Source organism: Brucella oryzae (genome assembly GCF_041929965.1).
GTDB classification, from domain to species: domain Bacteria; phylum Pseudomonadota; class Alphaproteobacteria; order Rhizobiales; family Rhizobiaceae; genus Brucella; species Brucella oryzae.
This window is the reverse complement of sequence record NZ_JBHEEO010000022.1, coordinates 57,134-67,742: the sequence shown is the minus strand read 5'-3', so window position 1 is coordinate 67,742 and position 10,609 is coordinate 57,134. Positions and strand designations below refer to the sequence as shown.

Sequence of the window (10,609 nt, the reverse complement as noted above, 5' to 3'; positions counted from 1 at the left end):
CTTTTTCAAGTTGCAAGTTTCGCCAACGGCCGACACTCGCCACACCAACGCCAAACCGTTCTGCAGCCTCCCGATGCGATGCACCAGCCGAAACGGCAGCAAGAACACGGGTACGAAGATCAACAGAAAGGGCCTTCGACATATCTGCCGACCTCCATCGGCAGATAGTTTGAATCAGAAACGAACTGATTTGCAAAGCCATCCAATTCATTCAGATAGAGAAACGCTCTAAGTGAAGTTCCGCTTACGGCCCCGGCGCAAGAAACACAGAATTTGATTAGCGGAGCGGCTTCTTCATGATCAACGGTCCATCTGATGCGGGTGCCGTATATCGCATTACCACCCGGATTGTTCGAGACTTAACGACTGTCTTGTCCGCACATTCATTCAATGCCTGTTGAGCACTGATTGCAAATTCTCGACCAGCCCGCCGAACTGGCTGATACTCGACTGTTACGATGCGCTCCAACTCGCCCTCGGCATTGTATGTAACCTCGAACGTTGCCGACGCCCGCTGATAGTCCATGTCCTCGGGCAACTTCCAGCACTTGAAAGCCATATCGGCAACCAATTGCGCGTCGTTAGCTGCAGCCGGGAACACTGCTAGCAGTATCAGAATGGTTCCAACGACGCCGGTTCTGTGCATGTTTCTCCCTTGGAAATTAGTTGGTTGCGATTCAGCCCTATACGTAGTCCTTGAATCGCCTGGGTACCAGCCTGACGACGTTCATGGCCGGAGAAGTTGCATGTTACAGTGCCAGATTTTTCCCACACCATCCAATTGAGGGTAAACCGCTGATCGATATGGAGAAAGGCCTGACCGGCAGGGAACGCCAGCGCGTCGATGAACTACTCGGCGAAGAAAAGGGCAAGATTGACTTGGTGAAGCTTGATGCAATTGAAAAGGCTGAAGGCAAGAAGCCAACTGGCACGTTCGCAACGCGCACGCAAAGGTGGGCTGCGTCTGATCTTCAGTAGATCGTCAATGATTATAATATGATAGTTACCACGTCACAGAATGCGACGATATTCTCCAAGAACTGACGAATTCCTGTTCAATCCGGAAATCGCTGTCCAGCATGAAAATGGTCGGGGTTGAACTATGGCCAGCCCCGACCGTTCTTTATTATTTGGCTGCGATGGCCTGCAGACCAGCAAGTGCACATTCTGCATCGGTTGCGCCCGATGGTGCGCCGCCGACACCAATTCCACCGACCAGTGCGTCACCGATCTTGATCGGCAGTCCGCCCGCCTGAATAACGAAGCGAGAATCCATGTCCCGCATACCGTTATTGGCTGGCTTCGACGCGATAAACTCTGCAAGTTCACCGGAATCGCGACCCAATGCAGCTGACGTAAATGCTTTTCCTTCCGCGCTATTGCCGGTATGCGGACCGGAAAGGTCCGCCTTGAGCAGAACTTTGGTCGAGCCATCGCGGGCTACGACTGCGACGCTCACATTATTGCCCTTGGCAACACAGGCATCCAACGCAGCCTGCGCTGCCTTGGTGGCCAGATCAAGCGGCAGATAAGGTGTGGTTGGAAGCGTTTGAGCGAAAGCGGTAGCCGGAGCCATCGACAAGGCAATAATTGCAAGTTTACGGATCATCGTCGTTCCTCGGTTGTGATGAGGAACAATTAATGTCCGCCAGAGAGCAACGGAATCCGTAGCTTTTACAAACTTATCGGTAGTTCTACGGATTCGACTGTCCCTCCAGCCACAAACGCGTCATTTCCGCTTGTGAAGTCGTGCCCAGTTTCGCCCCTATGGCCGCACGGTGGCTGTCTATCGTGCGTGGCGACAATTCAAGACCATCAGCAATTTGCCGGGTGGTGAACCCTTGTGCGATACGGTCGAGCACCTCACGTTCACGCGCTGTCAGCGTGTCCAGCAGTGCCAGCGTTTCGGCTCGCAGCGCCTCGCTTCCCAATCTACGTTCAAGCAGTTGCTGCGCCTTCTGGATTGCGTCGATCAAATCCTGCTCATCGACAGGCTTGGAAAGATAGTCCACCGCGCCATTTCGAAAGGCACGACGGCAGGCTTCAATATCGCCGTGGCCCGAGATGATGATCACCGGCCAGCCAATTTCCTGTGCGGCCAACAGCTCCTGAAGTTTCAGCCCTGTCATCACGGGCATGCGAATATCGAAGATCATACATCCAGGCTTCAGTCGTGGCAGCTGCGCCAGAAAAGCAGAAGGGTCGGCAAAACTCCTGACCTCGATGTCTATGGTCGACAAGAGCAGGCTGAGCGACTTTCGTACTGCTTCATCGTCGTCGACGAGATAGACCGGCTGAACCATCCTCTTAACTTCCCGCGTCTTCAGCAATTGGGAGCACAACGCGAAACAGCGCGCCGCGCTCCTGTGGAATATAGGAAATCTCACCGCCAAAACGTTCGACCAGCCGCTGGCTGAGCGCCAGACCGAGGCCAGTTCCCTCCGGACGGCTTGTGGTAAACGGGGTGAAGAGGCGCGGCAAGAGTTCCGGTGCAACACCGGGACCATTATCGGCAACTTCCAGAATAGCTACCAACCCATCAGCTTTCAGCGATGCCTTCACCCTTCGGTCCTGATCGCCATCGCGAAAGGATTCAATCGCATTGCGGAGAAGATTGAACATTACCTGCTCCATTTCCACGGGATCGACAGCAGCCATCAAAAGTGCTTCAGGCATTTCAAGCTCAACTTTGACGCGGCGCCGGGCAGCTTCCGTGGCCAGCAAAGTCTGCACGTTTTGAAGCGACAGGCGCAGATCGGCAGGTGTCGTCTGTCGGCGCTGCGGGCGAGACCAGTTGCGCAGCCGGTCCAGAATGGCCGATGCACGGCGCGCCTGATCCACCATATCGTCCAGCGCGCCAGCGAGAGCGTCCATATTGTTGCGGTTCAACAAGCGGCGTCCTGCCTGCGCACTAGCGAGAAGTGCTGTCAGGGGCTGTGTCAATTCATGCGCCATGCCGCTTGCCATCTCGCCCATCGTGTTGACGCGCGAGGCATGGGCCAACCGAGCCTCGAGGCTACTCAGTTCTGCACGGCGTTCCGCATGGCGTGTGCGTCGTGTCTGGCGAACGATGACCAGCCCACCGAAGAACAGCAGATTCGTGAGAACGAGAATGGGGATCAACTGGTCGAAAGGCAGCAGATCGGTCCATCTCATGTCGAGAGCAGTCTGGAAAAGAAGCGGCTGTGTAGCACTCCCCAGTTTCTTGGAAAAACGCGCTTCGCCGAATGAGACAGAACTACTGAACAAAACCGTCCCGTCAGGCATGAGGATGCGTCGCGCGACGCCTGCACGGTTCCAGAATGCGTCGTCAGAAGTAATCAGGTTGTCGGCATTGATCGCCAGCATCAGACCGTCGTGCGGATTATTCGTATTCGGGCTGCGCTTTACGATCAAATAATGTCCAGGCCGCTTTGCCGGAGCCAGCAGTTCAGGAACACCACGGGATGAGCGGGCCGCCGCCCGTATGGCATCGGCCAGTTCCGGTTCCAGCTTTCTGGTACCAGTCACTGGAACGACCGGTTCCATCGGTACAAGTTGGATCTCGTCTATGCGCGGATAGAAGTGAGTAATCGTTGCCGCTACTTCAAGGAAAACATCATTCTGAGAAATATCGGCAGTTCGCGCCTTTGATTGAGCAATCGTCGAAAGCGCCGTCAAATGGGCATCGTGCTGATCGGCGCGCTGCGAAGCTTCACGATGCAACGTGAAGCTTGCAGCCTGAAGCTCGGACAATAGGGCAGCTCGTTGATAGAAAACAAGGCTGCCTATCGCCAAAAGATTAAACAGCATCCACACGAAAAACGGGAGCAAGACAGACCAGATATCTTCCCGGATGCGTCCGTTGTAGAGGTTCATAAGTCGCATCCCGGCATCAGCCGTTGTTCAAGAGAATATCGCACCGCGATCCAGTCGTTCATCTCAAACCGGCATCGTTTTCTGATCTTTATCGCATCCCTGTTATCGATATATACCCGTTTGAATCTCTCCGTCCAAACCACACCAGGCGCGATACATGCCCGGACTGTTGAAAGGCAGGCTGATATTGCCTTTGCGGTCTACGGCAACCAGGCCACCGGAGCCACCGATTTCGCCAAGTTCGCGGACAACAGCACCTGCCGCTTCGTTGAGCGACTGCCCCGCCCAGCGCATTCGCGCATCGACTTCGTGACCAACAGCCCAGCGGATAAAATACTCTCCGTGACCTGTGGCGGAAAGCGCAACCGTGTGGTCATCCGCCCAGGTTCCAGCGCCAATGATCGGGCTGTCTCCAACGCGTCCAGGCGTCTTGGCGGTCATGCCCCCTGTCGATGTTGCTGCGGCCAGATGACCGAAACTATCCAGCGCAACAGCCCCGACCGTCCCATGCTTGCGGGCAGGATCGCCATCGTCCGCAGCGCCGCTGCGGCGACGTGCCATTTCGTCATGTAATGCCTTGCGGCGTTGTTCCGTCGAGAACCATTCCGGAGCCATCATTTCCAGACCGGCAGTTTCGCAAAACCGCTTTGCCCCTTCGCCCGCGAGAAATACGTGCTCGGTCTGCTCCATAACCGCACGTGCCGCCAGCACAGGATTGCGTGGTCCGCAAATTCCAGAAATTGCGCCGCATGCCCGAGTTGCGCCATCCATGATGGCGGCATCCATTTCATGCGTTTCATCCGTCGTGAAAACGGCTCCACGACCCGCGTTGAAGAGCGTGTTTTCTTCGAGAGCGATCACGGATGCCGTCACAGCGTCGATAGCTTTTCCACCCTTACGTAAGATGTCCAGTCCAGCCTGCAGGCATTCACGCAAACCGGCATGATAGGCCGCTTCTTTCTCCGGCGTCATATTTGACTTGAGAATAGTTCCAGCGCCGCCGTGCAACGCGATTACAGGTACGAATTCAGACATTTCTGATAACTCACTATCGAAGATGGTATCACGGATCAAAATAACGCATAGCAGATCGGGATTAAGGCCCCTCATGAGCCGCCAGTCCCTGTTTATTCTATTTCCGCCTGACGTCCATAGCCAACGTATTTTCGCCTTCGGCAGGCCAGAAATCAGCGAATCCGCTTAGCATGATAGAGATCACCGGATTGCTAACGGCAATCAGGTCCCGGGACTTCGACCGGACGGCTAGGCTGAGGCATACCTCTAATCTTTCAGTGATCGGCATCTTGCCGCTTCGGAGGGAGGACGTGTTGCAGGATAACTACAAACAAAAAAACATGACCGTTTTTATCATGTAATTTCTTGCCCATATTAATACATGAATATAATACTCATGATTATCAAATCATGTTGGGAATATTCCTATGCGCTCCGATTGCATGCCTCTCCGTCGTACAATTCTGGCTAGTACATCCTTAATTGCTCTTGCCGCTACGGCAGCAATGGCACAGGATCAGCCCGCTTCCGCTCCCACGGAGAATGGTACAATCATTCTCAACAAGATCGTCATCAACGGCGGTAGCGGTGGCGTGATTAATGCAGACGGCTATGTAGCACGCAGCAGTGCAACTGGTGCTAAGATCGACACCCCATTTGTGCAAACCCCGCAATCTATTTCCTCCGTTACCCAACAGCAGCTTGAAGATCGCAATCCGCAGACCTTGCTCGACGCCGTTGCCTATACGCCGGGTGCACGCGTTGGTGGCTATGGCTTCGATCCGCGGTTCGACTCGTTCACCGTGCGTGGATTCGACGTCACGTATACCGGTGTGTTTCGCGACAATCTCCGTCAGCCCGGAGCAAGCTCGGCGCTATTCAAGACTGAACCTTATGGCCTGGAAGGCATTTCCATTTTGCGCGGCCCATCGTCTGCCCTATACGGCGCTTCCGGTGCCGGTGGCCTGTTCAATCTGATCAGTAAGCGTCCAACCGAAACTCCTCTTCATGAGGTACAGGTCCAGTATGGCACCAATAATCGCTATCAGACCCAGTTCGACCTCTCCGGCCCAGTCAAGGAAGGCGACCCGCTTTATTACCGCCTGACAGGCCTTTGGCGCGACGCCGATACCGAACAGCCCTCGATTCCCGATGATCGCTTTTACATTGCACCGGCCTTTACATGGAAGCCGGACGAAGACACGCGTCTGACGATCCTCAGCGAGTTCTCCCGCACTAAAACCGGCGGTACGGCCGCGTATTATTATGATGCCGTTACGGGCAAGGTATCCGATTTTTTTGCGGGCAATACCGCTTTCAACGACTCCGTACAAACTCAGGGACGTATCGGCTATGAATTTGAAACCCGTCTCAACGACACATTCGTGTTCCGCCAGAATGCTCGCCTTGCATCGACCAAAATTGGAGCCGACTGGGCCTTTGCCTATCAGGCCAATAAAGACGATCCGTTACTTCTCGACAGCAGCGCAGGCACTTTTGAAGAGCGCCTGACCAGCTTCACCATCGATAATCAACTGGAAGCAAATTTCGATACCGGCAATTTTGAGCACAAATTCCTGGCCGGTGTCGACCTGACGAAGCTGCAATGGAAGGGATTGAACGGTTATGGCTACACGCCGCCGCTGGATACCAGACATCCGTCCAGGGGGCGCCCTGTAGCGCCAATAGATTTCCAGAAAAAAGACGTTCAAGACCAGCTCATGGCGGGCATCTATCTGCAGGATCAGATCCGTTATGATGCCTGGACCATTACCCTTGGCGGTCGCCAGGACTGGGTCAGTACCGACACGAAGAACACCGATCTGACAACCAGCACATCCACCGATTTCGATCAGAGTGACAAGGCCTTCACATGGCGCGCCGGCGTGACCTACGAGACGCCTTGGGGCATTACGCCATATGCCAGCTACTCGACCGCTTTTTCGCCCAATGCCGGTGTAAACCAGGCAACAGGCAATCCGTTCGAGCCAACGGAAAGTGACCAGCAGGAAATCGGAATCAAGTATCAACTGCCCAACAGCAATACCTTGTTGACGGCAGCCCTGTTCAACATCAATCAGGACAACGGCCTCTATTACGAAGTGGTTGAACTCGATACAGGCCCGGCCAACATTCAGGTGCAGCGCGGTAAACTGCGCTCACGCGGCCTGGAGCTGGAAGCCAGTACCAGTCTCGACAATGGCCTCTCCCTCATTGCGTCCTATAGTTACATGCAGACCAGTATCAAGGACGGGCCGGACGGCACCGCGGGCAATGAAATCTCGTCCGTACCGACCCACATGGCATCGGCCTGGGCGCACTATAAATTGCCTGAAAACAGTTTTCTCTACGGTTTGGGTGTCGGCGCAGGCGTGCGCTTTGTCGGTTCAAGCTATGGCAATGACGAAAACACCATGAAAAACAGTTCACGCGCTTTCGTCGATGCAGCGATTGATTTCGATTTTGGCGCCATCAAGAAGGACTATGAAGGCGTAAAGCTGCAGGTCAACGCTACCAACCTCTTCGATACGCGCAAGCCGGTCTGCTCCGCGGGTTTCTGTTATCGCGATCAGGGACGGACGGTTGTCGGCAGCCTGAAATATTCATGGTAGACGCCAATACACAGAATAAAGCTCTCAGGCCCGAGGCCTGAGCGCTATCTGAATTTAGAGCATTTCCCGCAAAAGTGCGAAGCGGTTTTGCGAAGGATAATGCGACGAAACAAATACTTGGAGCGGTTCCAGCGACACCGCATTAATTGGAACCCCTCTAGAAAGTAATGAGATGATCCGTCTTGTTATCTGTCTGACAGTAATCTGGCTGGCCCTTGGTAGAAGCGCTGCTGCAGATGTGACCTATCCCATTCATGTCAAGGATGCGCTTGACCGGGACGTTACCATTACCTCCCAACCAAAGTCCGTGCTGCTTGGCAGCGGCTTCAATTTGATTGCATTGTCACTTATTCATCCCGATCCCGTCAGCCTGCTGGCCGGTTGGGCCGACGACCTCAAGGGCGACAACCCGGAAATCTACGCCGGTTTCAAAGAGCGTTTCCCGGAAATTGACGCGCTGCCGATCATTGGCGACGGCATGACAGTTTCGGTCGAGAAGATTGTTTCCATCAAAGCCGATCTGGCCATTCTTTCGGATTGGCAGATGCGCAGCGATGAAGGTGTGCAGGCAATCGCCTATCTCGAGAAAATGGGCATACCAGTGATCGTGGTCGATTTCGGCAACCATGCACTCCAAAACACATCGCAGAACATGCGTCTGCTGGGCAAGGTACTCAACCGTGAGGAGCAAGCCAACGCTTTTGCCGATTTCTATGATGAGCGCATTGCCCGAATTCGTGATCGAGTGGGCAAGAACGATGCCGGGCCGACTGTTCTGCTTGAAGCCTTTCCCAATGCCGACCAATGCTGCTACGCCTACGGGCGAAGCAGCATGGGCGAGTTCATCACACTGACCGGTAGCCGAAATATCGCTGCGGACGGGCCGCCACAAGGAGCCATAATCAGCAGCGAATATATCGTCGCTGCCGACCCGCAGGTTTACATCGCCACCTCGTCTCCCGGTGGTAAGTATAGCGGCTTTTCGATTGGCCCGGGCGTCAGCGAGCAGGAAGCGCGCGACACACTTTCAAGTGCCTTGAAAAATCCGTTCCGTGCCGGTTTGAAGGCCGTGCACGATAAGCGCGTGCACGGATTGTGGAACTTTTTCAATGCTGTTCCCTTGAATATTTTGGCGGCGGAGACCTTTGCGGTCTGGTTGCGCCCGGAACTATTTGCCGATATCAGCCCTGAAGCGACGCTAGTGGAGATTAACAGGCGTTTCGCGGCTGTTCCCTTTGAAGGTTCGTATTGGATTAGTCTTAAACCGTGAGCAGCGCAGCTGTCAGGGCCAGCTGCCGATCCATTTTGCCACCTTGATGTTCATATCGCCTGTAACCGGTAATGACCGCGCAACGAATAACCGGCCTGCTCCAATTTAGGCAACCGGCCGGTTTCGAGAGCCGGATATTTTGATAGGAATTGGCCGAACGAGATTGAGGCTGGATGGCGGAGTGGTAACGCAGCGGATTGCAAATCTGCTTAGCCTGGTTCGATTCCAGGTCCGGCCTCCAACAAGCTAGTGTACGATCCATCACAATCGACCATTATACGCGGACGGGTTAAAACGTGAATGGTTGGCTATGCTGGGCGACTGCTGTTGGCCGACAGAGTTTTAATGAACGAGGAAAGAACCAATATTACATGGGGAAGGGTACGACACTCGCGATTGAGGTACGACCAAAGGAACGTGAGCCCATATTCCTTGCCCTTGCACGTACAATCATCGAAGAAATCGAACGGGGCCGGCTTAAACCAGGCGATCCGCTGCCCGGAACGCGAGCTTTTTCAAAAAGCTTGAAGCTTAACCGCAATACTATCGATGCGGCTTATCATGAACTGGCAATGCAAGGGTGGCTGACGACCAAACCTGCCCGAGGAACTTACGTTGCGGCAGATCTTCCTGACACGGTAAAACGTGACAAAACCAAGCGCGCTAATGATGTTGCCACCAAGCTAATACATTCAGAAGAGCGCCTAACGCTTCGCTTGTCGGACGGCTCCCCCGACGTCCGCCTTGTCCCCACGACAGCCTTCGCACAAGCATTTCGCCGGGCTCTCACCAGTGTCGCTTTCGCTTCCGGAAGCGTCTATGGTGATCCTCGCGGCATTGGAACTTTGCGAGATGCACTTTCTGCCTATCTCAGCGACGAACGCGGCCTGGCGGCAGCCGCGTCCGAAATCCTGATAACGAGCGGCAGTCAGATGGCACTGTTTCTGGCAGCGTCTGCTGTGACCGAGCCGGGTTCGGTCATTGCCGTGGAAAGGCCGGGATATCCCCTTGCCTGGGCGGCCTTTCGGGCCACCGGAGCGCATGTGGTTGGTGTTTCTGTTGATGATGGCGGGATAGACGTTGATGCGCTGGAGGAGTTGGCTCGCAGAGATGGACGCCTGCGTGCAGTCTATGTTACTCCGCATCATCAATATCCGACCACGACCACTATGGGAGCCGGTCGGCGGTTGCGGCTACTGGATATCGCTCGACGTTTTGGTCTTGTCGTCATCGAAGATGACTATGATAACGAATATCGGTTCGATGGTCGCCCCATTTTGCCCCTCGCGGCACGGGCTGATGAGAACCTGCAAATCATCTATATCGGGTCATTGTCCAAATTGTTGGCTCCGGGCATTCGTCTCGGCTACGCCGTCGCTCCAGCACAGATACTACTTAAAATGGCAGTCCGGCGGGAGGCCCTCGTCCGGCAAGGTGATTTGCCACTCGAACACGCTCTGGCCGAGCTGATTACGGACGGCACAATCAGGCGCCACGCGCGCAAGGCGCGGCGCATCTATCACGCGCGTCGAGATCATATGGCCGAGCTTCTCAGAGAACGATTGCCAGACGATACTCATTTCAACCTCCCAGCCGGAGGCCTCGCAATCTGGCTCAAGTTGAAAGAAGGTTTAAGCGCGGAGACGTGGGCGCACAATGCCGCCAGGCTCGGCCTCTCGGTGATACCCGGCATCCAATTCGATCTGGAGACTGCAAATCCTGTCGAAGCTTTCCGGCTTGGCTTCGCCAGCCTGAATGACAATGAACTCGCGCGCGCAGTGAATCTTCTTGTCCACTCGAAACCTGACCGGTGAATGGTTTACCGACAATTCTGGACCTCACCTCACATGCTGTC

10 protein-coding genes and 1 tRNA gene are annotated in these 10,609 nt (G+C 54.7%); 5 read left to right on the top strand and 6 right to left on the bottom strand.

Annotation, left to right across the window (positions count from 1 at the left end; all coding sequences use genetic code 11):
- Together JNC70_RS18840 and JNC70_RS18835 are read right to left on the bottom strand one after the other, a co-directional pair.
- The coding region (locus tag JNC70_RS18840; RefSeq protein ID WP_374788856.1) for a helix-turn-helix domain-containing protein at positions 1 to 142 on the bottom strand (142 nt) is incomplete at its 3' end.
- 135 nt (positions 143 to 277) lie between these two features.
- Complete coding sequence (locus JNC70_RS18835; RefSeq protein ID WP_104755227.1) at positions 278 to 646, bottom strand: hypothetical protein; 369 nt, start codon at positions 644 to 646, stop codon at positions 278 to 280.
- Positions 647 to 729: 83 nt separating this feature from the next.
- Here JNC70_RS18835 and JNC70_RS18830 point away from each other — a divergent pair, with 83 nt between their 5' ends.
- Positions 730 to 978 carry a hypothetical protein gene (locus JNC70_RS18830; RefSeq protein WP_146097098.1) on the top strand — a complete coding sequence of 83 codons (249 nt, stop codon included), beginning with the start codon at positions 730 to 732 and terminating at the stop codon, positions 976 to 978.
- 148 nt (positions 979 to 1,126) lie between these two features.
- Here the strand turns inward: JNC70_RS18830 and JNC70_RS18825 are convergent, their stop codons facing one another.
- From JNC70_RS18825 to JNC70_RS18810, 4 genes are all read right to left on the bottom strand, one after another.
- On the bottom strand, positions 1,127 to 1,609 hold the full coding sequence (locus tag JNC70_RS18825) for a GlcG/HbpS family heme-binding protein (protein ID WP_104755229.1): 483 nt from the start codon (positions 1,607 to 1,609) through the stop codon (positions 1,127 to 1,129).
- Positions 1,610 to 1,694: 85 nt separating this feature from the next.
- Positions 1,695 to 2,303, bottom strand: a complete 609-nt coding sequence (locus JNC70_RS18820; RefSeq protein WP_104755230.1) for a response regulator transcription factor — start codon at positions 2,301 to 2,303, stop codon at positions 1,695 to 1,697.
- Positions 2,304 to 2,307: 4 nt separating this feature from the next.
- The gene (locus tag JNC70_RS18815; RefSeq protein WP_104755231.1) at positions 2,308 to 3,858 is read right to left on the bottom strand and encodes a sensor histidine kinase; all 1,551 of its coding nucleotides are present in this window, start codon (positions 3,856 to 3,858) and stop codon (positions 2,308 to 2,310) included.
- Between the two features lie 102 nt (positions 3,859 to 3,960).
- Positions 3,961 to 4,893: an isoaspartyl peptidase/L-asparaginase family protein gene (locus JNC70_RS18810; protein ID WP_104755232.1), complete on the bottom strand. Its 933-nt coding sequence runs from the start codon at positions 4,891 to 4,893 to the stop codon at positions 3,961 to 3,963.
- Positions 4,894 to 5,300: 407 nt separating this feature from the next.
- Here JNC70_RS18810 and JNC70_RS18805 point away from each other — a divergent pair, with 407 nt between their 5' ends.
- The 4 genes from JNC70_RS18805 (at position 5,301) to pdxR (ending at position 10,568) form a co-directional block, all read left to right on the top strand.
- Positions 5,301 to 7,484, top strand: coding sequence for a TonB-dependent siderophore receptor (locus JNC70_RS18805; protein ID WP_104755233.1), 2,184 nt, complete (start codon positions 5,301 to 5,303; stop codon positions 7,482 to 7,484).
- Between the two features lie 172 nt (positions 7,485 to 7,656).
- Positions 7,657 to 8,754: an ABC transporter substrate-binding protein gene (locus JNC70_RS18800; RefSeq protein WP_104755234.1), complete on the top strand. Its 1,098-nt coding sequence runs from the start codon at positions 7,657 to 7,659 to the stop codon at positions 8,752 to 8,754.
- Between the two features lie 167 nt (positions 8,755 to 8,921).
- Positions 8,922 to 8,995, top strand: a tRNA-Cys gene (locus JNC70_RS18795).
- A 130-nt stretch (positions 8,996 to 9,125) separates the two neighbouring features.
- Complete coding sequence (gene pdxR, locus JNC70_RS18790) at positions 9,126 to 10,568, top strand: MocR-like pyridoxine biosynthesis transcription factor PdxR (RefSeq protein ID WP_104755235.1); 1,443 nt, start codon at positions 9,126 to 9,128, stop codon at positions 10,566 to 10,568.
- Positions 10,569 to 10,609: the final 41 nt, after the last annotated feature.

Coding starts and splice junctions, on each gene's coding strand:
- JNC70_RS18830 (WP_146097098.1), top strand. CDS start 730: ATGGCCGGAGAAGTTGCATGTTACAGTGCCAGATTTTTCCCACACCAT.
- JNC70_RS18810 (WP_104755232.1), bottom strand. CDS start 4,893: ATGTCTGAATTCGTACCTGTAATCGCGTTGCACGGCGGCGCTGGAACT.
- JNC70_RS18800 (WP_104755234.1), top strand. CDS start 7,657: ATGATCCGTCTTGTTATCTGTCTGACAGTAATCTGGCTGGCCCTTGGT.
- pdxR (WP_104755235.1), top strand. CDS start 9,126: ATGGGGAAGGGTACGACACTCGCGATTGAGGTACGACCAAAGGAACGT.
- JNC70_RS18805 (WP_104755233.1), top strand. CDS start 5,301: ATGCGCTCCGATTGCATGCCTCTCCGTCGTACAATTCTGGCTAGTACA.
- JNC70_RS18835 (WP_104755227.1), bottom strand. CDS start 646: ATGCACAGAACCGGCGTCGTTGGAACCATTCTGATACTGCTAGCAGTG.
- JNC70_RS18825 (WP_104755229.1), bottom strand. CDS start 1,609: ATGATCCGTAAACTTGCAATTATTGCCTTGTCGATGGCTCCGGCTACC.
- JNC70_RS18820 (WP_104755230.1), bottom strand. CDS start 2,303: ATGGTTCAGCCGGTCTATCTCGTCGACGACGATGAAGCAGTACGAAAG.
- JNC70_RS18815 (WP_104755231.1), bottom strand. CDS start 3,858: ATGAACCTCTACAACGGACGCATCCGGGAAGATATCTGGTCTGTCTTG.